23 protein-coding genes are annotated in these 22,128 nt (G+C 72.1%); 13 read left to right on the forward strand and 10 right to left on the reverse strand.

Features of this window, described 5'->3' with window-relative positions:
• Positions 1-114 precede the first annotated feature (114 nt).
• Entirely contained in the window at positions 115-549 is a 435-nt protein-coding gene (locus tag PSED_RS33335) for a hypothetical protein (protein ID WP_013678615.1), read from the reverse strand.
• Positions 550-1,558: 1,009 nt separating this feature from the next.
• Here PSED_RS33335 and PSED_RS33340 point away from each other — a divergent pair.
• The 5 genes from PSED_RS33340 (at position 1,559) to PSED_RS33360 (ending at position 6,006) form a co-directional block, all read left to right on the forward strand.
• Positions 1,559-3,040 (forward strand): AI-2E family transporter, encoded by a 1,482-nt coding sequence (locus PSED_RS33340; protein ID WP_013678616.1) that lies wholly within the window; start codon positions 1,559-1,561, stop codon positions 3,038-3,040.
• A 93-nt stretch (positions 3,041-3,133) separates the two neighbouring features.
• A complete protein-coding gene (locus PSED_RS33345) occupies positions 3,134-3,904 on the forward strand; it encodes a CoA transferase subunit A (protein ID WP_013678617.1) in 771 nt (256 codons plus the stop codon).
• Positions 3,901-4,704, forward strand: coding sequence for a CoA-transferase subunit beta (locus PSED_RS33350; RefSeq protein WP_013678618.1), 804 nt, complete (start codon positions 3,901-3,903; stop codon positions 4,702-4,704). Before PSED_RS33345 ends, PSED_RS33350 begins: the two co-directional genes overlap by 4 nt.
• Entirely contained in the window at positions 4,701-5,483 is a 783-nt protein-coding gene (pcaD, locus tag PSED_RS33355; RefSeq protein ID WP_013678619.1) for a 3-oxoadipate enol-lactonase, read from the forward strand. The genes PSED_RS33350 and pcaD overlap by 4 nt, the downstream gene beginning before the upstream one ends.
• Before the next feature lie 193 nt (positions 5,484-5,676).
• A complete protein-coding gene (locus tag PSED_RS33360) occupies positions 5,677-6,006 on the forward strand; it encodes a DUF3040 domain-containing protein (protein ID WP_013678620.1) in 330 nt (109 codons plus the stop codon).
• A gap of 105 nt (positions 6,007-6,111) precedes the next feature.
• Here the strand turns inward: PSED_RS33360 and dnaB are convergent, their stop codons facing one another.
• From dnaB to rpsF, 5 genes are all read right to left on the reverse strand, one after another.
• Entirely contained in the window at positions 6,112-7,521 is a 1,410-nt protein-coding gene (gene dnaB / locus PSED_RS33365) for a replicative DNA helicase (RefSeq protein ID WP_013678621.1), read from the reverse strand.
• 582 nt (positions 7,522-8,103) lie between these two features.
• Positions 8,104-8,553: a 50S ribosomal protein L9 gene (gene rplI / locus PSED_RS33370; RefSeq protein ID WP_013678622.1), complete on the reverse strand. Its 450-nt coding sequence runs from the start codon at positions 8,551-8,553 to the stop codon at positions 8,104-8,106.
• Positions 8,554-8,567: 14 nt separating this feature from the next.
• Complete coding sequence (gene rpsR / locus PSED_RS33375) at positions 8,568-8,804, reverse strand: 30S ribosomal protein S18 (protein WP_013678623.1); 237 nt, start codon at positions 8,802-8,804, stop codon at positions 8,568-8,570.
• Positions 8,805-8,869: 65 nt separating this feature from the next.
• Positions 8,870-9,397: a single-stranded DNA-binding protein gene (locus PSED_RS33380; protein ID WP_013678624.1), complete on the reverse strand. Its 528-nt coding sequence runs from the start codon at positions 9,395-9,397 to the stop codon at positions 8,870-8,872.
• A gap of 10 nt (positions 9,398-9,407) precedes the next feature.
• Entirely contained in the window at positions 9,408-9,728 is a 321-nt protein-coding gene (gene rpsF, locus PSED_RS33385) for a 30S ribosomal protein S6 (RefSeq protein ID WP_041760211.1), read from the reverse strand.
• Positions 9,729-9,995: 267 nt separating this feature from the next.
• Between rpsF and PSED_RS33390 the strand changes: the two genes are divergently transcribed.
• Both PSED_RS33390 and PSED_RS33395 read left to right on the forward strand, forming a co-directional pair.
• A complete protein-coding gene (locus tag PSED_RS33390; protein WP_013678626.1) occupies positions 9,996-10,766 on the forward strand; it encodes a deoxyribonuclease IV in 771 nt (256 codons plus the stop codon).
• Complete coding sequence (locus PSED_RS33395) at positions 10,763-12,184, forward strand: glycosyltransferase family 87 protein (RefSeq protein ID WP_013678627.1); 1,422 nt, start codon at positions 10,763-10,765, stop codon at positions 12,182-12,184. Before PSED_RS33390 ends, PSED_RS33395 begins: the two co-directional genes overlap by 4 nt.
• A 10-nt stretch (positions 12,185-12,194) precedes the next feature.
• Here PSED_RS33395 and PSED_RS33400 read toward each other — a convergent pair whose 3' ends face one another.
• Entirely contained in the window at positions 12,195-12,824 is a 630-nt protein-coding gene (locus PSED_RS33400; RefSeq protein ID WP_013678628.1) for an NUDIX hydrolase, read from the reverse strand.
• Between the two features lie 74 nt (positions 12,825-12,898).
• On the opposite strand from PSED_RS33400, the gene PSED_RS33405 reads away from it, so the two are divergent.
• Positions 12,899-13,297, forward strand: a complete 399-nt coding sequence (locus PSED_RS33405) for a hypothetical protein (protein ID WP_013678629.1) — start codon at positions 12,899-12,901, stop codon at positions 13,295-13,297.
• Here the strand turns inward: PSED_RS33405 and PSED_RS33410 are convergent.
• The 3 genes from PSED_RS33410 to PSED_RS33420 form a co-directional block, all read right to left on the reverse strand.
• The gene (locus PSED_RS33410; protein ID WP_013678630.1) at positions 13,233-14,834 is read right to left on the reverse strand and encodes a glycosyltransferase family 87 protein; all 1,602 of its coding nucleotides are present in this window, start codon (positions 14,832-14,834) and stop codon (positions 13,233-13,235) included. The two genes, PSED_RS33405 and PSED_RS33410, sit on opposite strands and share 65 nt — an antisense overlap.
• A 15-nt stretch (positions 14,835-14,849) precedes the next feature.
• Positions 14,850-17,114: a transglycosylase domain-containing protein gene (locus tag PSED_RS33415; RefSeq protein WP_013678631.1), complete on the reverse strand. Its 2,265-nt coding sequence runs from the start codon at positions 17,112-17,114 to the stop codon at positions 14,850-14,852.
• A 318-nt stretch (positions 17,115-17,432) separates the two neighbouring features.
• On the reverse strand, positions 17,433-17,837 hold the full coding sequence (locus tag PSED_RS33420) for a DUF5318 domain-containing protein (protein ID WP_041763092.1): 405 nt from the start codon (positions 17,835-17,837) through the stop codon (positions 17,433-17,435).
• A 228-nt stretch (positions 17,838-18,065) separates the two neighbouring features.
• Between PSED_RS33420 and PSED_RS33425 the strand changes: the two genes are divergently transcribed.
• The 5 genes from PSED_RS33425 to PSED_RS33445 all read left to right on the forward strand — a co-directional run bounded on the left by PSED_RS33425 (position 18,066) and on the right by PSED_RS33445 (position 22,116).
• A complete protein-coding gene (locus tag PSED_RS33425) occupies positions 18,066-18,647 on the forward strand; it encodes a PadR family transcriptional regulator (protein WP_013678633.1) in 582 nt (193 codons plus the stop codon).
• 14 nt (positions 18,648-18,661) lie between these two features.
• Positions 18,662-19,741, forward strand: a complete 1,080-nt coding sequence (locus PSED_RS33430) for an inositol-3-phosphate synthase (RefSeq protein ID WP_013678634.1) — start codon at positions 18,662-18,664, stop codon at positions 19,739-19,741.
• Positions 19,742-20,243: 502 nt separating this feature from the next.
• Positions 20,244-20,798 (forward strand): C40 family peptidase, encoded by a 555-nt coding sequence (locus PSED_RS35830; protein ID WP_013678635.1) that lies wholly within the window; start codon positions 20,244-20,246, stop codon positions 20,796-20,798.
• A gap of 140 nt (positions 20,799-20,938) precedes the next feature.
• Positions 20,939-21,685 carry a UPF0158 family protein gene (locus PSED_RS33440; protein ID WP_013678636.1) on the forward strand — a complete coding sequence of 249 codons (747 nt, stop codon included), beginning with the start codon at positions 20,939-20,941 and terminating at the stop codon, positions 21,683-21,685.
• Positions 21,682-22,116 (forward strand): HEPN domain-containing protein, encoded by a 435-nt coding sequence (locus PSED_RS33445; protein WP_233899239.1) that lies wholly within the window; start codon positions 21,682-21,684, stop codon positions 22,114-22,116. The genes PSED_RS33440 and PSED_RS33445 overlap by 4 nt, the downstream gene beginning before the upstream one ends.
• Positions 22,117-22,128 lie beyond the last annotated feature (12 nt).

Genomic DNA, 22,128 nt, shown 5'->3' on the forward strand with positions numbered 1-22,128 from the left:
ACGGGCACCCGGCCCGCGTCGTGCAGGTGACCCGCTCCCCAGCAGATCACCGATCCCCTCCGGCCCGTCGTCCCGGCCCTGCCCGGTTCGACCGGACGGAGGGGCACAGCTCGGCTACCAGCCCATTGCCGCTCCGGACCGCATCGCCGCCTCGTAGCGGCTGTGCCGGCCACCCTCGCGGCGGGCCTCGCGGCGCGACTCGCGCGCGCCGGCCTCGGGCAGCCCGTGCCGACCGGTCCGCAGCGCCGCCTGCGCGGCGGCGGCCGTGTAGGCCTGCGCGGGGACCGGCGCCGTGAGCGGATCGCGGCGGAACTCGGTCAGCGGGTCGCTCTCGCGCGAGGTGCGTGCGCGGCGCCGCGGCTGCTCGGCCGCAGGCTCGTGCTGCCGGCTACGCCATCCGCCGACCGTCAGCGAATGGAAGATCGGCGTCTCCGCCGCGATCTCGGTCCGGCTGGCGTGCCGCCCCGGGAAGGGACCGCTGTCCTCGACCCCGAGCATCACGCGGCGTCGTGCGACGACCGCCCCGACACCCCTCATCTGATCCGTCACGCCCACCTCCGTGTCCGTTCCCCTGCGATGCGCGCCACAGGTCCGGTCCCTCCGAGCAGACGCGAGAGGTGGGGCCGTTCGGCGCACTCTGACACCCACAACGGGGTCACACGCCCGGGGAAACGGCCTCGGAGCCGTCGTTACAGCGATTCCGGCCGTTTTCGCTCGTTCGAGTGGCGCGTCGAAACGATCACGCTCTGTCGAGTACCCGAGTGTGTCGGAGGGCGACCGTCGACGACGCACGTGTCATCCTCGCGGCCCGCAACACGCGCTCACGGATCCTTGACAACGACCGTCGTTGCCGATCCGAGACCTTCCCGTCGCCAGGTACTGATCCACGCCACCGGCGTCGAGCAGGCCCTCACCTGCGCCGGGACCGGCTCGGCCGGACAGTGCGGATCGACCGTGGGCGTCGGCCCGGTGCCCTCGATTGCGCACGTCAGGTCAGAGATCGACCCCTCGCCCCGGCGTGTCGCCGCCCGAAGGTCGGCTCCACGCGACGTACGGTGCGACCCGCACGAGCCCTCGCGGCGGTGCCGCTGCAGTCGCCCTGCGATTCGTCCGTTCTCACCTAGCGTTACGTGTGGCTCCTCGTTCGGAGCATCGTGATCTCGAACAGAGGTCAACTACACGGGTGTAATTCGGCTCTACGTCCCAACCGGGTCGCCTGCGCTGCTCCGGTGCGGGGGTGCTGCTGCCCGTCCGGCCCAGTGCGCACGGTTGACCCGGGCTCCGGCGGGGTACCGGTCCCGATGCCCCGCACCGCCGCCCCCGGCCCGGCTCTCGCCCGGCCACCGCAGGACCCCGACGTCCACGTCCGACGGAGTGCCGCAGCCGCAGACCCGGCCCGCCCGCCCCGAGCCGGCGACCCCCGCGCCACCACCGACACCCGCGCCACCTCCGACACCGGCCTCCACGGACCTCCCGGGCACCCCGCCCTCCGCACCCGACGGAGTGCCGCGACCGCAGACCCGGCCCGGACGTCGCGCGCTGGCGATACCGTCGCGACATGAGCGAGGAGACGGCGCGAACCGGACCAGACGGGGTCCCGGCCGCGCAGAGCCGGGCACGGTCGGACGCCACGCCCGAGCCGTCCGACGCGCCGACAGCCGGTGCACCCGGAACCGGCGCAGCGGACACCGGCGCGAGGGACAACGCCGGAACGGGTGCCGGTGCGGCCGGTCGCGGGACACCCGAGATCGACGCCACCACTGCGGACGCCCCGGAACTCGACGCCACCGAACTCGACGCCACCGAGATCGCCGCCACCGATGCGGCGCCGCCCGCGCCGAACCGGCGCTCCGGTGTCCGCGGCAGCGACCTGATCCCCACACCGCTGCGCGTGACGTCCGAGGTCTGCGCCCGCGTGCTGATCATCGCGGCGGCCTTCGGGCTCCTCGTCTTCGTCATCATCGAGCTGCGCGTGGTCGTCGTGCCCGTCGCGATCGCCGTGCTGCTCTCGGCGCTGCTCGCCCCGGTCGTGCACTGGCTGGTCGCGCGCCGGGTCCCTCGCGGACCCGCGACGTTCCTCGTCCTCATCGGCGGCATCGCGTTACTGGGCGGGCTGCTGTCGTTCGTCATCAACACCTTCATCGCGGGCTTCCCCGCACTGCAGGCCCAGCTGACGGCGAGCTTCCAGTCGGTCCAGCAACTACTGGCCGGGCCACCGCTGCGCATCCCGACGTCGCAGCTCGACAACCTGCCCGCCCAGATCGAGCAGGCGATCCGCGACAACAGGGACGTCCTCACCTCCGGCGCGCTGACGACGGCCGCGACCGTCACCGAGATCGCCGCAGGCCTCGCGTTGACCCTCTTCTCGCTGATCTTCTTCCTCTACGACGGACCGCGGATCTGGCGATTCCTGCTGCGGGCGGCCCCCCGGGCCCGTCGGGAACGGGTCGACGTCGCGGGCAGGCGCGCGTTCGCCTCGCTCGTCGGCTACACCCGGGCGACGGTGCTCGTGGCGATCGTCGACGCCGTCGGCATCGGCATCGGGCTGTGGGCGGTGGGCGTGCCGCTGGTCGTCCCGCTCGCGGCGCTGGTGTTCCTGGGCGCGTTCATCCCGACGGTGGGCGCCGTCGTCACCGGCGCGGTCGCGGTGCTGATCGCGCTGGTGGCCAACGGGCTCATCCCCGCGTTGATCATCCTGGGCGTCGTCGTCGCGGTGCAGCAGCTCGAGGGACACGTCCTGCAACCCCTGCTGCTCGGTCGAGCCGTGTCGCTGCATCCGCTCGCGGTGGTCCTGTCGGTGGCGGCCGGCGTCGTCATCAGCGGGATCGCCGGGGCGCTGCTCGCGGTGCCGCTCCTCGCGGTCATCACGGCCGCGGTGCGCTCGCTCACCGCGCCGACGGAGCCGTCACCGCTGCTGGTCAACGCCGTCGATCCGCGCCACGGCCATCCCGTCGTCACCTTCGGGACCGCGGCCCGCGAGCCGGGCTTCTGGTCGCGGCTGGCCGGCCGGATCGCCAAGCTCGCCTCGAGATCGTCCTGATTCATACGTCCGTCTAATACGTCTGTCCAGGACGGACGTCCACCCGAGGTGCGACGCGTTGCCGGACGCCCCGCGCAGGGTTAGCGTGCGCTCGTGCCGGAGATCGTGGAGCTGTCGGCGGTGGTGGGCGAGCTCGTCCGCGACGGTGCCACGGTGGCGCTGGAGGGCACGGGCGATCTCGCCCCCTACGCGGCGGCGCACGAGATCGTGCGGTACCGACGTCGTGACCTTAGGGTCGTCCGCAGCACCGCGGACGCACTGGCCGACCGGCTCGTCGGCGCGGGCTGCGTCGGCTCGCTGGTGTTCGCGCGCGCGGACGGGCCGGGCGACCGCCCGCCGCCCCGGTTCCGCGACGCGCTGTCGCGGCAGTGGCCGCGCCCGCTGTGCCTGGAAGAGCACTCCACCCCGGCACTCGCCGCCCGCTACGGCGCGGCGGCGAGCGGGCTCCCGTTCGGCGTCCTGCGGGACACCGGCTCCGATCTCGCCCACCACACCGACACGATGTCGACGGTCCGCTGTCCCTTCACCGGGGTGATCGTCGCGGCGGTCGCCGCGCTCGCGCCCGACGTCACGATCGTCCACGCGCGACAGGCGGATCGCGCCGGGAACGTGCAGCTCGCCGTCCCCATCGGGCTGCGCCGGGAGGCCGTGTTCGCGGCCCGTAGCGCACTGGTCACCGTCGACGAGATCGTCGACGCCCTCGACCCGGCACCGGGCGCCGTCGTCGTGCCCGGCGCGTTCCTGACCGCGATCGCCGTCGTCCCGCCGCAGGACGACGAGCCGCGCGACGCCGGCTGGGCCGAGCTCGCTGCCGACCGCGACCGTTTCACGGCGTGGCTCGACGGACTCGGAGAGCCCCGATGACCGCGCCGGACGTCGAGATCGCGCCCTGCACCGCCGAGGAGCTCATGGCCGTCGTCGCCGCCCGGGCGGTCCGCGACGGGCAGGTCGTGCTCGTCGAGGGCGACGGGCCGGGGGCGGTGGCCGCCCAGCTGGCCCGGCGCACGCACGCCCCGCGGACGACGGTCCTCGACCGGTCCGGCGCGGTCGACGTCCGGCTCGACGACGGCGCGCTCACCGAGCGGTCGGTGCTGGACGCAGCCCTCACCGTCGTCGCCCCGGCGGAGATCGACGGCTGGGTGCAGGCCGGTCGCGTCGACGTCGGCTTCGTGACGGCCGTGCAGATCGACCGCCACGCCAACCTCAACGCGACCGTCCTCGGTGAGTACGACGAGCCGACCGAACGGCTGCCCGGCGGCGGCGCGACCGCGGAGGCGGCGGCGTGGTGCGGCGAGGTCGTCGTCCTGCTCCCGCACCGGCTGCGCTCGTTCGTCGAGCAGGTCGACTTCGTCACCGCCGTCGGCCACGGCACCGGACCGCACGACCGGGCGCTCCTGGGCCTGCGCGGGCGCGGCCCCGTCCGGGTCGTCACCGACCTCGGTGTCCTCGAGCCGGATCCCGAGACCGTCGAGCTGGTCCTGACCGCACTGCATCCCGGCGTCGACGTCGAGCAGGTACGCGCGGAGACGGGCTGGGACCTGCAGGTCGCGCCCGAGGTCGTGACGACGCCCGCGCCCACCGCCGAGGAGCTGGCCGTCGTGCGGTCGCTGCGCCCGCCCGCCCCGGGGACGGCCGGCGACGGCGTGGCAGGCTCCGCGGTATGAGCGTCACCCTGCACCACGTGATCGACGGCCCCACCGAGATCGACGCGGCCGACGCACCCGTGCTGGTGCTGATCGGGTCGTTGGGCAGCACGCTCGACATGTGGCGCCCCAACATCCCCGAGCTCGCGCGCCGGATGCGGGTGGTCCGGCTCGACCCCCGCGGCCACGGCGGTTCGCCCGCACCCGCGGGCGACTACTCGATGGCCGACCTCGCCGACGACGTCGTGACGACCCTCGACACGCTCGGCGTCGACCGGTTCCACTACTGCGGGCTCTCGCTGGGCGGGATGATCGGGCAGTACGTGGCCGCCGAACATCCCGAGCGCGTCCGGACGCTGACGCTGTGCTGCACGTCGTCGTGGTACCCCGACAGCACGCCGTGGATCGAGCGCCGCGCCGCGGTCCTGGCCGAGGGCACGGCGTCGATCGCGGACGCCGTCGTCGCGCGCTGGTACACCCCGGACTGGGCCGCGGCCCATCCGGACGTGGTGGCGGAGTCCGTCGGCTGGATCGCGAGCACCTCCGACGTCGGGTACGCCGGGTGCTGCGCCGCCATCGGTGCGCTGGACAACCGGGAACGGCTGCGCACCATCGTCGCTCCGACGCTCGTGGTCGGCGGCGCGGACGACCTCGCCACGCCCGTCGACCCGCACGCGACGACGATCGCCGCGGCGATCCCGGGTGCCCGGCTCGAGGTACTGCCGGCGGCGGCCCATCTCGCGACCGTTGAACGCGCAGCAGCGGCCACCCGGCTGATCCTCACCCACGCGGGGGTGTGACGACGCCCATTCAGGCGTACGCCGAGAACGTCAGTCAACGCGCTGTAGGCTCCGATCAGCGACGTTCACCACGGTCGAGTCGTAGATAACGATTGGATCACATACTCTGGACGGACTGTGTGATTCCGGGATCAGCGCCGAGCCGGGATCGACCCGAAGCACCGTCCGACCGACCGTGATACCCGGAGTCCTCGTGCTCAACGAACGCGAACGCGGCGTCCTGGCCGACATCGAGCGCAACCTCGTCGGCAGCGATCCCCATCTCGCCCGCCTGTTCCAGAAGCTGGCCTATGTCCGTCCGCGTGCCCGCGGCGGCGCCGCGCAGACCGGTATCCGCAGGCGCAGCATGCGCGATGCGGGAGTCGCGCCGTGTCTGATGCTCGTCAGCGGGCTGTTGCTGATCGTCCTCGGCGGGATCAGCGCGGCCGTCCCGGTCGTCGGCACGGGGATCGTGATGGCACTGCTCGCGTTCGTCCTCGCCGCGGTCGGCACTCCGTCGCCGCGCCCGGGCCCCGCCACCTGAGGCTCTCTCCGCGTCCTCCCACCCCCCGTACCCGGCGTCGCTCCCCGGACCGGAACGTGGGCGCTGTCGTGCGCCCATGTTCCCGGCCCTGACCGGGATCGCGGATCAGCCGTGCGCGAGGTCGGTGAAGCGGCTGTAGTGCAGCTGGTGCGCGACGGTGATCGTGCTGGTCGGGCCGTTACGGTGCTTGGCCAGGATCAGGTCGGCCTCGCCCGCACGCGGATCGTCGCGCTCGAACGCATCGGGCCGGTGCAGCAGGATCACCATGTCCGCGTCCTGCTCGATCGAGCCCGACTCACGCAGGTCCGACAACATCGGACGCTTGTCGTTGCGCTGCTCCGGCCCACGGTTGAGCTGGCTCATCGCCACCACCGGCACCTCGAGCTCCTTGGCCAGCAACTTGATCTGCCGGGAGAACTCCGAAACCTCCTGCTGCCGTGACTCCACCTTGCGCCCGGACGTCATCAGCTGCAGATAGTCCAGGATGATCAGCTTGAGGTCGTTGCGCTGCTTGAGCCGGCGCGCCTTGGCCCGGATCTCCATCAACGTCAGGTTCGGCGAGTCGTCGATGAACAACGGCGCCTCGGAAATCTCCGACATACGCCGCGCCATCCGGGTCCAGTCCTCATCGCTCATCCGACCCGCCCGCATGTCGGCCAGCCGGATCCGCGCCTCGGCCGACAACAGCCGCATCACGATCTCGGACTTGCTCATCTCCAACGAGAACACCGCGCTGGTCATCCCGTGGCGCACCGAGCACGACCTGGCGAAATCCAGTCCCAGCGTCGATTTCCCGAGCCCAGGCCGCGCGGCCACGACCACCATCTGCCCCGGGTGCAACCCGTTGGTCACCGCGTCCAGGTCGGCGAAGCCCGTCGGCACCCCCAGCGCCACCCCACCACGCGAGGCGATGGCGTCGATCTCGTCCATCGTCGGCTGCAGCAGCTCCTCGAGCGGGGTGTAGTCCTCGCTCGTGGTCCGCTCGGTCACCTCATAGATCGCCGCCTGCGCCCGGTCGACCACCTCGTCGACGTCACTGCCGTCGGCACCGTGGTAGCCCAGCTGCACGATCCGGGTACCGGCTTCGACGAGCCGCCGCAGGATCGCCTTCTCCGCGACGATCTCGGCGTAGTAGGCCGCGTTGGCCGCCGTCGGCACCGTCGCGATCAGCGTGTGCAGATACGGCGCACCACCGAGACGGATCAGCTCACCACGGCGCTGCAACTCCGCCGACACCGTGACCGCATCCGCCGGCTCACCCCGGCCGTAGAGATCGAGGATGCAGTCGTAGACGGTCTGGTGCGCCGGCCGGTAGAAGTCGTCCGGGCGCAGGATCTCCACGACGTCGGCGATCGCGTCCTTGCTCAGCAACATCCCACCGAGCACCGACTGCTCGGCGGTGAGGTCCTGCGGCGGCTGACGATCGAACGGTGACGGCGAGTCGCCGCCCGGAGCGCCCTCGTCGGTGCGGACGGCACGCGGCCGCCCGACCGGCCGATCGTCCGACAGCGCCATACGCAGCGTCACCCCCGACTCGAAAGCCTATCGAACTAAAGTTCGATCCACACCCCGGACCGGCTCGCCTCGCGACGGCGTGTCGGTGAACGGTCGGCGGCACGGACGACGCCTTCCACCCCGGCGCGCGAAGAGTACGGACGCACCGGAGGCCGATCAATTCGATGTGTGCGCGCCCCTGGGGACGGCCTGGGGACGGATCTGCTCCGCCCCAGGAGCCGCTCGGGACCGCACTGTGGACAACATGTGGGCAGATCCCGAATTATCAGCGAAATCGCAGGTCATCCCTGTGGGTGACCCTGTGGACAAAACTGTTGGCGTGTCGCGATCTGGCCTGCTCTTCGGCGTGTCGCGCCGACCGCGGAAACAGTCACCCGGCGCGCTCGGGCTGTCGCTCGGCGACGCCCGTACCTCTGGACCGCAACCTTACGGCCACCGCTCGTCGGCGACGAGTGGAGCGTCACCGAGAGTCGCCCGCAGCCCGCGCACACGACAAGGGCGGGGTCGCGATCCCGAAGAACCGCAACCCCGCCCTTGTGACGGAGTGTGACCACGAACCGGGCGTTCGGACGCCCGCTGTGATCAGCTGGCGACGACCTCGATGTCGAGCGTCGAGGTGACGTCAGGGTGCAGCCGGACCGCGACCGGGTGCTTTCCCACGGTCTTGATCTGGGCCGGCAGCTCGACGACGCGCCGGTCGAGCGTCGGGCCACCCGCGCTGCGGATGGCGGCGACGACATCCGCCGCGGTGACCGAGCCGAACAGCCGGCCCGAGTCACCCGCGGCCTTGGCCGTGACGGTGACCGCCAAGCCCTCGAGCTGACCGGCGACCTCCTTGGCGTGGCCGAGGTCGCGAATCTCGCGGGCCTTCTGGGCGCGGCGGATCGCGGCGACCTGCTTCTCGGCACCACGGGTGGCGACGACCGCCAGCTTGCGCGGCAGCAGCAGGTTGCGGCCGTAGCCGTCCTTGACCTCGACGATGTCGCCGGGGGCGCCGAGGTTGGGGACGTCGGCGGTGAGGATGAGCTTCACGGTGACGTCCTTCCTCAGCGCGCCGTCGAGGTGTACGGCAGGAGCGCCACCTCGCGGGAGTTCTTGACGGCCACGGCCACGTCGCGCTGGTGCTGACGGCAGTTGCCGGTCACCCGGCGCGCGCGGATCTTGCCGCGGTCGGAGATGAACTTGCGCAGCAGACCGGTGTCCTTGTAGTCGATCTCCTGCGCCTTGTCCTTGCAGAACGCGCAGACCTTCTTCTTCGGCTTGCGCAGAACGGGCTTCGCCATTCCTTGTGCTCCTGGTTGTGCTGGTGTCCCTCACGCCTGGACGGCGCGCCGGGGAGTGGTCTCGATCAGAAGGGGGGCTCGTCGTCCATGGCCGGGCCGCTGCCGGCGGGCGGGGCCGAACCCCAGGGGTCGTCGGCGTAGCCGCCGCCACCGCCGCCGCCACCGCCGCCGCCGCCGGAGGCACGGCCGCCGCCGCCACCGCCGCCGAACCCGCCGCTGCCGTCACCACGGCTGACCTTGGCGACCTTCGCCGTGGCGTAGCGCAGCGAAGGACCGACCTCGTCGACCTCGAGCTCGACGACGGTGCGCTTCTCGCCCTCACGGGTCTCGAACGAGCGCTGCTTGAGGCGGCCCTGCACCATGACCCGCATGCCGCGGGTGAGGGTCTCGGCAACGTTCTCCGCCGCCTGCCGCCAGACGTTGCAGCGCAGGAAGAGCGCCTCGCCGTCCTTCCACTCGCCCGACTGACGGTCGAACGTGCGGGGGGTGGATGCCACCGTGAAGTTGGCGACCGCGGCACCCGACGGGGTGAACCGCAGCTCGGGGTCCGCGGTCAGGTTGCCGACCACGGTGATGACGGTCTCGCCGGCCAAGACGGCCTCCTCAGCTCGCGGCTGCCGCGGGGGTGCGCTGCTTGCGCGGCTCCCGGCGGAGCACCTTGGTGCGCAGCACGGACTCGTTCAGACCCAGCTGGCGGTCGAGCTCGGCGACGGTGGCCGGCTCGGCCGTGACCTCGAGGATCGCGTAGATCGCCTCGGCGTTCTTCGCGATCTCGTACGCCAGGCGGCGCTTGCCCCAGACCTCGACCTTCTCCACCGAGCCGCCGTCGGTGCGGACGACGTTGAGGAAGGTCTCCAGGGACGGCTGCACGGTGCGCTCGTCGAGACTCGGGTCGAGAATGACCATGACCTCGTAATGACGCATGAGAACCACTCACCTCCTATGGACTCGTAAGCGGCCGCGGTGCATCCGCGGCAGGAGGTTCTCACCATCCCCCGACAGAAATCGGGCCCCCGCCTCGGCGAGGGACCGTCGTGCGGCGTCCGGGAGGACACCGGTCGGGGTGATCCAACGAGGCTACCAGCGCCGATCCGGCGGCCGACGGCGCCCCCGGACGCGTCCCGCCCGCCCCCGCGCCCGCCCTGTGGACGGTGCCGGGTCGGTGTCGGCACCCGCGTCTAGGCTGACGCCATGCTCATCGGGGCCCACGTCCGTGACGACGACCCCGTCGGCGCCGCGGCCGAGCGCGGGGCCGACGTCGTCCAGATCTTCCTGTCCGATCCGCAGGGGTGGAAGAAGCCGCCGGCGCACCCCCAGGCCGAGCAGCTCCGCTCGGGCGACCTCACGGTCGTGGTGCACTCGCCGTACGTCGTCAACGTCGCCTCGCCGAACAACCGGATCCGCATCCCCTCGCGCAAGCTCGTCGTGCAGCACGCGGCCGAGGCCGCGAACGTCGGCGCGATCGGGCTGGTCGTGCACGGCGGGCACGTCACGCAGAAGGACGACCCGGCGGTCGGCTTCGAGAACTGGCGCAAGTTCGTCGAGCGCCAGCAGGACGAGGGCGGCTTCGCGGTCCCGGTGTTCATCGAGAACACCGCGGGCGGGGACAACGCGATGGCCCGCAGCTTCGACGCGCTGGCCCGGCTCTGGGACGCGGTCGGTGAGTTCGGCGTCGGGTTCTGTCTCGACACGTGCCACGCGTTCGCGGCGGGGGAGGACCTGGTCGACGTCGTCGACCGGGCGAAGGCGATCACCGGCCGGATCGACCTGGTGCACCTCAACAACTCCCGCGACGAGTTCGGCTCGGCGCGCGACCGGCACGCCAACATCGACTCCGGCACGATCGACGCCGGCCAGCTCGCGGCGGTGGCCGCGGCGGCGGGGGCCCCGATCGTCGTCGAGACCCCGGCGGAGGGCCAGGCGGCCGACATCACGTTCCTGCGCGAGCGGCTGGGGCGGTGACCGGGACGGCCGTCGGGCCCACCCGCATCGCCGGGTCCGAGGCCGCCGCGCCGCCGCGCAGGCGCTCGGCGCTGCTGCTGGCCGTCCTCGTCGTGCTCACCGCCGCCACCCTCGTCCTCGGCTACGCCAACAAGGCCCGCTGCACGGGTCCGGAGTTCGACGCGCAGGGTCGCAGCGCGCCGGACTACGAGAACCGCAAGGACCGCGACGTCTGCTACTCCGACATCCAGCACCTGTGGCTGGGTCGCGACATCAACGAGCACGTCTTCCCCTACGTCGACGGCGGGATCGACGCGAACGGGATGCTCACCGGCGGGACCGTGGAGTACCCGGTGCTCACCGGCATGATCATGTGGCTGGCAGCGCTCGGCGCGCACACCGACGCGGGCTTCCTGCTCGCGTCGGCCCTGATCATGGCCCCTTTCGGGCTCGCGACGGGCTGGCTGCTCGGCCGGCTCTCCCGCTGGCGGGCGCTGCTGTGGGCGCTCGGCCCACCCCTCGTCCTCTACGCCTTCCACAACTGGGACCTGCCCGTCGTGGCCTGCGCGGTCGGCGCGGTGTGGGTGGTGCACGGGCTGCGCGGGAGCCGCTCGCTCGTCTGGCGCGGCAACGTCGCCGCGCTGCTGCTCGGGCTCGGGTTCGCGCTCAAGCTCTATCCGGGCGCGTTCGTGCTGCCGCTCGCGCTCTACGTCCTCACCCGCGGCGAGGACCGCGTCCCCGGCAGCCGCCTCGACTGGTGGGGGGCGGTCCGGGTCGCCGGCACGGCGGTGCTGACGGCGGTCGTCGTCAACCTGCCGTTCGCGATCGCGGGGTTCCCCGGCTGGAAGGCGTCGTTCACCTTCCAGGAGCTGCGCAAGGTCGACTTCACGACGAACTCGTTCTGGTTCTGGGGCTTCCGGCCCGACTCCGACCCGTCCAACATCGGCTTCCAGGACCTCGTGTCGTGGCTGTCGCCGGTGCTCGTCCTCGCGTCGTTCCTCGTGGCGGCGGCCCTCGGGCTGTGGCGGATGCGGCGCGTCGGCTCGTACCCGTGGGTCGCGGTGAGCGCCGCGATGCTGTGCGGGTTCCTGCTGCTGCACAAGGTGCACTCGCCCCAGTACACCCTCTGGCTGCTGCCGTTCTTCGTGCTGCTGCGGGTGCCGTGGGGTGTGGTGGCGGGGTACCTCGCCGCCGACGCGGTGATGGGGATCGGCATCTTCCGCTGGCTCTACGACGTCCGGGCGGGCGCGAATCTGGAGATCACCCAGGGGCTCGCGGCGCAGGCCGTGGCGGTCGGGGTGTGGGGCCGGGCGGCGCTGCTCGTCGCATTGTTCGTCCTGTTCCTGCGGGTGCCGCCGACCTTCGAGCTGCGCCCGGAGGACCGGGAGGGGCCGGTCCCCGAGGGCCCACCGACGGTCGCCGCGGCCCCCGCCGCCTGACCGGACCCGCTCAGCGCCAGGCGAACACCGGCTGCTCGAGATGGGCGACACGCGTCGACCTGCCCTGCAGCGCGACCTCGCGGAACTGGTGCAGCACGGCGGCCGTCGGCGCGTGCACGAACCGGCCGAGCAACGGCAGCTGGATCACCGGGGCGTCGGACTCCGGGATCGTCAGGAACCGGGGCTCGACGTCGATCATGCGCAGCGGCACCCGATGGATCGAGCCGACCTCTGCCGGGTTGGGAGTCAGGTCCGGCGCCGCGCCACCCCACACGACGACGGGGGTGATCAGGTAGCCCGACCGCGTCGGGTAGTCGTCGAGCACGCCGAGCACGGCGTCGTCGTCCACGTACAGCCCGACCTCCTCGGCCAGCTCGCGGCGAGCGGCGACGGCCTCGGTCTCGTCCGCATCGAGGCGGCCGCCTGGCAGCGCCCACTGCCCGGCGTGGCGGCGCAGGGTCGGGGCGCGGCGGGTGAGCAGGAAGGCGAGCCCGTCGAGGACGGGGTCGGCTCCGGCGTCCGGGTCGTCGGCCGTGACCAGCGTGATCGCGACGGCCGCCCGCTTGAGGCCGGGGCCGTCGGTGCGCACGGGGTCGAACGCGGCCAGCCGTGCGGCGACCGCCTCCCTGCTGCTGCTCACGCGACGCCCCTCCGATCGACGGCCCGCAGCCGACACTGCCGCACCGGCCACCGAGCGGCCTACGCTCTGCGGGTGTGACGCCTGCCGCACCCGAGGGCTACTCCGGCACGCCGCTCCCGCGGAAACTGGGCATCCGGGACGGGTCGCGGACGTTGCTCGTCGGTGCGCCCGCCGGCTTCGAGCTCGGCGTACCGCACCATCGGCGCGCGTCCGGCGGCGGCTACGACGTGCAGCTCGTCTTCTGCCCGGACGTCGCGACGCTGCGGCGGCGCTGGGACCGCGCGACCGTGCTCAGCACCGAGCGGGGTGCGGTGTGGATCGCCTGGCCGAAGAAGGCCTCGGGTGTCGCGACGGACCTCGACGAGAACGGAGTGCGCGCGCACGCACTCCCGCTGGGCTGGGTCGACGTCAAGGTGTGCGCGGTCGACGCGACGTGGTCCGGCCTGAAGCTCGTGCGCCGACTCGCGCGCTGACCGGTGCCCGCACGGCCCCGCGCAGCGCGCCGACCGGGCCGGCGCCGGGCCAGTCCGGGTCGTCGGAGCCGTGCAGCCGGACGGCGTCGGTGTCCGGCCGCAGCACGCTGCGCACCACCAGCACGATCAGCACGACGACGAGCGCGTCGCGGATCAACACCGCTCCCAGGAACCAGTCGGGCGGCAGCCCCTTCTTCTCCGGGGTCAGGTAGTAGAACATCCGCGGCACCCAGACGGCCGCGTCGAACGCCATCCACGCCAGCAGCAGCCGCCAGCGCGGGAGGGCGAGCACCGCCAGCGGGACGAGCCACAGCGAGTACTGAGGGCTCCACACCTTGTTGACCAGCAGGAACGACGCGACGACGAGGAACGCCAGCGACGCGAGCCGTGGCGGCCGGGGCGCCTGCAGCGCGAGCACGACGACACCCACGCACGCCGCGACGAACAACCCCAGCGTGACGGTGTTGAGGATCGACGGCGTCTGCCCGGGGGCGAGGCTCCCGTCGAACCCGGGCCAGCCGGTGAAGTAGCTGATCGCGAAGTAGATCGAGTCGGGATCGGCGGGTCGGGACTGGTTCAGCCGGAAGAACTCCCACCAGCCGGGCGTCCAGAGCAGGGCGACCGGGAGGTTCACCGCCGCCCAGGCGACGAGCGCGGCGACGATCGTCCGGACCGCCGGTCTCAGCCCGCCGGCGTCCCGTCGCCGGATGCCGACGAGCAGCACCGGCAGCAGCAGCATCAGCGGGTAGAGCTTCGCGGCGCCACCGATCCCGATCAGGATCCCGGCGAGCACCGGTCTGCGGCGGGCGAGCGCCAGCATCCCGGCCGTCGCGCAGGCGGCGGCGAGCGCGTCGAAGTTGGTGAACAGGTGCACGAGCACCAGCGGCGACACGGCGACGAGCGTCGCGTCCCACGGGCGGGACGGCCGCAGCCGGCACACCGCCCACGCCACGACCAGCCATGCGAGCGCGAGCCAGGCCGCGGAGATGTCGAAGTACACGACGACCGGCAGCCCCACCGGGAGCGGCAACGTGTCGGCGAGGGCGAGCCAGCCGTCGGTGAGCCGGGCGTTGAACCACTGGAAGAAGCCCGTGACGACGGGGTACTCCATGTAGCGCAGCGTCTCCTGCGGCGTGCCCGCTCCCTCGACCCATGCGTCGCGGTAGGGCACCGAGCCCCGGTCGAGGCCCTCGAGCCCGTAGAGCGGGACGGTGTCGGAGTAGCACATGGCGACGTACTGACGGTCGTTGCGCCAGTCGAGCGCCAGCGACCCGTCCCCGGCGCGGTACTGCTGCAGGCAGGGCGACTTGCCGAGCCAGCTCAGCGCCATCACCACGACGGCGAACAGCAGAACGACGCGCAACGGCGTCCAGAAGCGGCTGCGCCCCACGATCGCGTGCCGCCCGAGCGGGCCGCCGACGAGCCTGCTCGCGGCGGCCGCCATCGGCTCGGTCCAGCTCGGGACGACGCGTGCCGGCACCGGCGCCTCCGCGCGGGCAGTGCGGGTGGCGTCGTCGGGTGCGGACGTCCGGGTCACGGGGCGGGCCGGGCGTCAGTCGCCGCCGTCACCACCGCCGCCGCCCCCACCGCCACGGCCGCCGCCACCACCCTGGCCGCCGTTGCCGTTGCCGTTGCCGTTGCCGTTCCCGTTGCCGCGGTTGCTGTTACCGTCGCCGTTGTCGTACCAGTCGCCGTTGTCGCCCGGCGAGTTGTCGGCGGTCGGCTGCGTGGTCGGCTGATCGGAGACCGGCGGTGTGCCGATCGGGACGAACTTGGAGAACTGCTCGACGGGCGTGCCCTTGAGCGCCGCGTTCATGTACTGCTGCCACATGGAGCCGGGCAGCATGCGGCCGTAGACCGGCCGGCCGGCCGAGTTCTTGATCGGCGAGTTGTCGTCGGTGCCGACCCAGACGGCCGTGACGAGCGACGGCGTGTAGCCGATGGTCCAGGCGTCGTTGTTCTGACCGGCGACCGAGCTCTGGACGGTACCGGTCTTGGCCGCGACCGGGCGGCCGCCCGACAGCGCGATCGACGACGACGACGCGACGTCGGTCATCGACTCGGTCACGTTGCGCGCCACCTGCTGGGGGAACGCGGTCGTGCCCTGGACGGTCCCGACGTCGAACAGGACCCGCCCGTCCGAGGCCGTGACCTTGCTGATCAGGTACGGGTCGTGGCGGACCCCGTCGTCGGCGAACGTCGCGTACGCGGCCGCCATGTCGATCGGGTGGACCTCCTTGTCGCCCAGGGCGATACCACCCGTGGGGGTCGGCAGGAGGTCGCTCGGGATGCCTGCCTGGTGCGCCGCGTCGGCGACCCGCTGCGGGCCGATCTCGACGGCCATCTGGTAGAAGACGGTGTTGATCGACTGCGTCATGGCCGTCTTCACCGAGCAGTTCGCGCAGCTCACGCCCTCGGAGTTGGACACCTTGGTGCCCGCGATCGTCATGGGCGACGAGCCGTTGTAGGTCGTCCCCAGCCCGATCGGGTCGGGCTGCTGCAGCGCCGCGGCGAGCACGAAGGGCTTGAACGACGACCCCGGCTGCTTGAGCACCTGCGCGTAGTCGAGCCCGACGCCGTTGTCACCGCCGTAGTAGGCGACGACGGCGCCCGTCTTCGGGTCGATCGACACCAGCGCCGAGCGCAGGTTCCCCGGCTGGCCCTTCATGACCTTCTGCGCGGCGTTGATCGCGTCCTGCTGGCGCTTCGGGTCGATCGTCGTCGTGATGGTCAGGCCCTCGGTGTTGATCTCGTCGTCGGAGATCCCGCGTGCTTCGAGCTCGGAGCGCACCAGGTTGTAGATGTGCCCGCGGCTGTCGCCCGGGATGCCGCCGCCGGTCGGGGTGGGCTGCTTCCAGGCGGGGAACTTCTCCTGGGCGCGGTCGGCCGGCGAGAGCCAGCCCTGGCTGACCATCCCGTCGAGGACGAAGTTCCATCGCTCGAGCGTCTTGTCCGGCGTCTTGGCCGGGTCCCAGCGCGACGGCGACTGGATCATGCCGGCGAGCATCGCGCCCTCCGACACCGTGAGGTCCTGGACGTCCTTGCCGAAGTAGGCCTGGCTCGCCGCCTGGACGCCGTACGCGCCACGGCCCCAGTAGATGACGTTGAGGTAGTTCTCCAGGATCTGGTCCTTGGACTGCTCCTTGGAGATCTTCGCCGCGAGGACGACCTCCCGGTACTTGCGCCACAGGGAGAACTGGTCCTGCCCCGTGGACACCTTGATGTACTGCTGGGTGATCGTCGAGCCACCACCGATACCGCCGGTGACCTGGCTCCATGCCGCCCGGAAGATGCCGGTGATGTCGAAGCCGGGGTTGCTGTAGAAGGAGCGGTCCTCCGCCGCGAGCACGGCCTGGCGGACCTGCAGCGGGACCTTGTCCAGCGTGACGTTGGTGCGGTTGACGTTGTCGGGCCGGACCGTCGCCAGCGGGCTGCCGTCGGCGTAGGTGAACGTCGCGACCTGGGTGATCTTCGCGTCGTCGGCCGTGGGCACCTGGAAGACGAGCCAGCCGATGACGAACGCCAGGATCGGGCCGAGGATGAACACGCCCGCCGCGACGTAGAGGATCCGGCGGATGCGCCGCCACCTCCGCTTGCGCGCGGCCTCGGGACTCAGCGGTTCGTCACCCTTGCCCCCGCCCCGGCCGCCACCGCCGGGGCCACCCGGGCCGCGGGGCGGGCCACCGGGACCACCCGGGCCGCTGCGCGCGGGCGGTCGCTGCGGCGTGACGACGGTGTGCGCCTCCTGCGAGGCGCCCCGCATCGTGTCGTCGTGGGTGAGCAGCGGCATCTCCGGCCGGGCCGGGGGCGCCCCCATGGGCCGACCGGGTGGCGGGGGCGCGCCCCGACCGACCGGCGGCTGCGGGCGCGGCGGCCGTGGCGGCGGGCCCACCGGCGGCCGGCCGGGACCCGGCCGGCGGGCGGGGTCGAATCGGGGATCAGGCTGGTCACTCACCGCTGACTCCGTGGTCAATGGTCCGGCCCCGTCCGTACGGGTCCCGCTCGGGGGCGGGCGGTCGTCGGGGACATCCCCGTCGCACGTCGCCCGGGGAGCTGGCGACGCACGGACCGGTCACTTCGACTCGTTCGCGCGAGCTCACCGCTCGCTGACGCTCGCTCATCGGGGGGCGCGCGCTCATTCCCCCGCCGACCGCCGCCGGGCCGGCGGGCCGCTGCGGCCCCCGGTACCCAGGACGTACGACTGGACGAGATGGTTCCAGCTGCAGGTTCGGCACACCTCGACGACGTACACCGAGAACTCGGCGTACAGAGTCTCGAGGCGCTCGAGCTCCTCGGGTTTACGGGCGGATCCCGCCGCGTGCTTGAGCTCCTCGCCGAAGATCCACGAGACCAGGGTCAGCCTCTCCTTGCGGCACACCGGGCAGGTGACATCGCTGGGCTGCCCGTGGAAACGGGCCGCGCGCAGCAGGTAGGGACTCGCGTCGCAGACCTCGGCGACCCCGGTCCGGCCGGAGTGCACGTCGGCGAGCAGGGCCCGACGCTGCAGCGCGAAGTCGACGACCTGCCGCTGCGTGAGCACCCGACCAGGGTACGCGCGGACTCCGACGACTCCCGACCACCCGCGCCGACGCCGGTCCGCGGCGCCGCCTCCCGGACCCGCGACCTCGTACGACGCCGGCCGGACCGGGCCCCGGGACCAGGTGATGCCGCTCTCCATCACGAGCGCAGATGTATCGGACCGATATAGTGGTGCGGGTCGCCACCCTTCGCCGGTGTGGTGCGCGCGTCGTGGTCGGGGGGTGGTCCGGTGCTCGAACTCGCGATCCTCGGGCTGCTCAACGAGGCGTCGATGCACGGCTACGAGCTGCGCAAGCAGATCGGTCTGCGCCTCGGCGGCTTCCGCGCCTTCTCCTACGGTTCGCTCTACCCGGCGCTGCGTCGGCTGACGCGGGCCGGGCTGATCGTCGAGGACAGCGACCAGCCGGCGGCCGAGACCGCCGCGGGCGCGTGGTCACGGCGGAGCCGGAAGGTCTACCGGATCACCGCCGAGGGTAAGGAGCGCTTCGCGGACCTCCTCGCGGACGCAGGCCCGCAGGCGTGGGACGACGAGACGTTCGGCGTGCACATGGCGTTCTTCTCGCGCACCCCGGCCGAGACCCGGATGCGCATCCTCGAGGGCCGCAGGCGCGCCGTCGAGGAGCGCCGGGAAGGCCTGCGCGCCGCACTCGGTCGTGCGGGCGAGCAGATCGACCGGTACACCCGCGACCTGCACCAGCTCGGGCTCGACAGCACCGAGCGGGAGGTCCGGTGGCTCAACGAGCTGATCAGCCGCGAGCAGGCGGAACAACAGGATCCTCCGGCGACGCAGCCGGATCCACGTGAGGAATGAAGGAGGAGCCGGCCATGAGCCAGGTGCGTGTCGCCGTCGTCGGCGTCGGCAACTGTGCGGCGTCGCTGGTACAGGGTGTCCAGTACTACGCGGACGCCGACCCGTCCACCCGGGTCCCGGGCCTGATGCACGTCGACTTCGGCGGCTATCACGTCCGTGACATCACCTTCGTCGCGGCGTTCGACGTCGACGCCAAGAAGGTGGGTCGCGATCTCTCCGAGGCGATCTTCGCCAGCGAGAACAACACGATCAAGATCGCGGACGTGCCCCCGCTCGACGTCCCCGTCCAGCGTGGCCACACCCTCGACGGGCTGGGCCGCTTCTACCGCGAGACGATCACCGAGGCCGACGAGGAGCCGGTCGACGTCGCCCAGGTGCTGCGCGACGTCGAGGCCGACGTCCTGGTCTCCTACCTGCCCGTGGGCAGCGAGGCGGCCGACCGTTTCTACGCGCAGTGCGCCATCGACGCCGGCGTCGCGTTCGTCAACGCGCTGCCCGTCTTCATCGCCTCGGACCCGGTGTGGGCGGAGAAGTTCCGCGCCGCCGGCGTCCCGATCGTCGGGGACGACATCAAGTCGCAGGTGGGCGCGACGATCACGCACCGCGTCCTCGCGAAGCTCTTCGAGGACCGCGGCGTCCAGCTCGACCGCACGATGCAGCTCAACGTCGGCGGCAACATGGACTTCCTCAACATGAAGGAGCTCGAGCGTCTGGAGTCCAAGAAGGTCTCCAAGACACAGTCCGTGACGTCGCAGGTCGACCGGGACATGGGCAAGGACAACGTGCACATCGGCCCGTCGGACTACGTCGCGTGGCTCGACGACCGCAAGTGGGCCTACGTGCGGCTCGAGGGCCGCGCGTTCGGCGACGTGCCGCTGAACCTGGAGTACAAGCTCGAGGTCTGGGACTCGCCCAACTCCGCCGGCATCATCATCGACGCCGTGCGGGCCGCGAAGATCGCCAAGGACCGCGGCATCGGGGGCCCGATCCTGTCCGCGTCGAGCTACTTCATGAAGTCCCCGCCGGAGCAGTACGGCGACGACATCGCCCGTGACGCGGTCGAGCAGTTCATCCGCGGCGAGCGCCAGGACTGACCCGCACCCCGCTCCACCCCGGGAGCCCCGTTCCGCAGCCGCGGAACGGGGCTCCCGTCGTTTCCGGACCGAAACGGTTGGACTTGCTTCCGGACTGCAATTGTTGTCACCCGTCCGAACCAATAACGGGGCTATAACTCAGCCTGATGTGACTGGTCACACACCGCTCCCCGGTTTACCACTGCGGAAAGCACCGAATTACACGGTCGCCATTCGACTGTTCGGGTTCCTTTCGGTGACAACGATCACCCGAATACGCGGTATTGAATGAGACATTGGTCATGACTACTTGTCGAAATCTGTTCGTAATTTGGCGAACGGCCGTGTGCGACCGACGCTCACCCGGAGCAGAGGGGCACGCGGTCATCGTCCGGACACACGGGCGGGACCCGGAACGGCCTGCAACCCCCAGCAGACCGCAGACCGGCCCGCCCCACGCTCCCCCCCGCCGTGGAGTGAGGGTCATGCGTGTCCGACGGTGCTACCCCCCGAAGGAACACCCGTGCCCACGCACACCGCCCGCTTCCTCACGATCCGGACGGCCGTCGTCGCGGTCACCGCCGCGGCCGCCGCGTTCGCCGTCGTTCCTGCGGGAACGACCCCCGCCGCCTCCGGAGCCGCGGTCCTGGACTCTCCGGCCGTCGCGACCGCCGAGGCCCCCGCCGTCGTCACCGGGCCGGCCCAGGTCGTGTCGACGCCCGTCGAGAACGTCGCCAGCAAGGCCTCGGTGCTGTCCATCGTCATGAGCAAGATCGGCGCCCCGTACCGCTACGGTGCGGCGGGCCCGAGCGCCTTCGACTGCTCCGGCCTCATGTACTGGGCCTTCAAGCAGGTCGGGATCACCCTGCCGCGCACGAGCCGAGCGCAGTCGACCTTCGGCACGCCGGTCGCCAAGAGCGCTCTGCAGCCCGGTGACCTGGTCTTCTTCTACAAGCCGGTCAGCCACGTCGCCATGTACATCGGCAATGGCCAGGTGGTCCACGCCAGCACCGCGGGCCAGCCGGTGAAGATCAGCAGCCTGGCGTCGATGCCGTTCTCGGGAGCCCGCCGCGTCTGACGCGGGTCGACCGCGGCTCCGGGGCCTCGCTCCCCGCGCAGGGTCCGGCCGGTGTCCCCGGCCGGACCTGCACGCGTCACGGGTGGGTGTCGTCTACATTCGCGACACCCACGGCGATCCGACGGCGTTAGCATCGCGGGATGCTCGACCCGGACGACGTGGACCTCGCCGAGCTCGGCGCTGCCCGCGACGACCGGACGCCCGGCTCGACGTGGTGGATCGATCCGGCGACCGGGCGCATCCGCGCCGTCCCGGCCCACGAGGACGAGCCGGCCGGCTGGCGGCGCATTCCGCCCATGGAGGCCGGCGAGGGCTACGGCGACATGCGCGACTTCGTCGAGGCGGTGCAGCACCGGCGGGCCGCCGAGCTGCTCGACCAGGCCATCGACGGGCGTGGCGCGTTCCGCCGGTTCAAGAACGCGCTGTTCGAGTTCCCCGAGGTCCGCGACGAATGGTACCGCTTCCGTGACGCCCGCGCGCGCCGCGGGGCCGTCGACTGGCTCCTGGAGGAGGGGCTCATCGACGAGGCGGCGGCGAACCGGGCACGGGCGCGCTACCCCGATCCGTCACCCCGCAACGCCGACGTCCCCGCCGCCGTCGCGGCCGATCTCGCCGACCTCTACGGTCCGCGGCTGCACCGCGTCCTGCTCTACGGGTCGTGGGCCAGCGGTGAGGGCGGTGTGGAGTCCGATCTGGACCTGCTCGTCGTCCTGGACAAGGTGGACTCGACCTGGGCGGAGCTCGACCGGATGGACGCCGTCCTCTGGCAGCACACCGAACGCACCGGCCTGACGATCACCGCGTTGCCCGTCGCCGAGGCGGCCATGGGCCGGCCCACCGAACCCATGATCATCCGGGCCAAGGTCGGGTCGGTGCGGATCACGTGAACTCCGGGATGCAGCGGGCGCACGAGGAGATCGACGCCGCGACCCTGTTGCTGGACAACGGTTTCACCACCCAGGCGCTCTCACGCGCGTTCCACGCCGCCTACCACGCGGCCGAGACCGCACTGCTGGTGCTGGGTGAGACGCGCGGCGACTACTCCGACGTCGTGTCGGCATTCGTGCGTCGTGTCGTGCGCGAGCGGGCGCTCGACCCGGAGGCGGGCCGGCTGCTGCGCGCGCTGTTCAACCAGACGCTGCTGGCCGACCACGGCTACGAGCCCGTCCCCGCCGACGAGGCGACCCGCGCCGTCGCGAATGCGTGCACTGTGGTCGCCGAGGTCGAGAAGTGGCTCGCCGATCCCGGGCGCAGTGCGGCGCGGCGCGGCGAGGCGACGCGGCTGCCTGCGAAGCCGCCGCGTCGCCGCCCGCACTGAGGCGCCCCTCGC

Source organism: Pseudonocardia benzenivorans CB1190 (assembly GCF_000196675.2).
GTDB classification, from domain to species: Bacteria; Actinomycetota; Actinomycetes; order Mycobacteriales; family Pseudonocardiaceae; genus Pseudonocardia; species Pseudonocardia benzenivorans.

Excerpts from the sequence above, each read along its gene's own strand:
- rpsR (WP_013678623.1), bottom strand. The coding sequence starts at position 8,804 with ATGGCGAAGCCCGTTCTGCGCAAGCCGAAGAAGAAGGTCTGCGCGTTC.
- rpsF (WP_041760211.1), bottom strand. The coding sequence starts at position 9,728 with ATGCGTCATTACGAGGTCATGGTCATTCTCGACCCGAGTCTCGACGAG.
- dnaB (WP_013678621.1), bottom strand. The coding sequence starts at position 7,521 with ATGGCGCTGTCGGACGATCGGCCGGTCGGGCGGCCGCGTGCCGTCCGC.
- PSED_RS33390 (WP_013678626.1), top strand. The coding sequence starts at position 9,996 with ATGCTCATCGGGGCCCACGTCCGTGACGACGACCCCGTCGGCGCCGCG.
- PSED_RS33440 (WP_013678636.1), top strand. The coding sequence starts at position 20,939 with ATGCTCGACCCGGACGACGTGGACCTCGCCGAGCTCGGCGCTGCCCGC.
- pcaD (WP_013678619.1), top strand. The coding sequence starts at position 4,701 with ATGAGCGTCACCCTGCACCACGTGATCGACGGCCCCACCGAGATCGAC.
- PSED_RS33340 (WP_013678616.1), top strand. The coding sequence starts at position 1,559 with ATGAGCGAGGAGACGGCGCGAACCGGACCAGACGGGGTCCCGGCCGCG.
- PSED_RS33430 (WP_013678634.1), top strand. The coding sequence starts at position 18,662 with ATGAGCCAGGTGCGTGTCGCCGTCGTCGGCGTCGGCAACTGTGCGGCG.
- PSED_RS33350 (WP_013678618.1), top strand. The coding sequence starts at position 3,901 with ATGACCGCGCCGGACGTCGAGATCGCGCCCTGCACCGCCGAGGAGCTC.
- PSED_RS33415 (WP_013678631.1), bottom strand. The coding sequence starts at position 17,114 with ATGGGGGCGCCCCCGGCCCGGCCGGAGATGCCGCTGCTCACCCACGAC.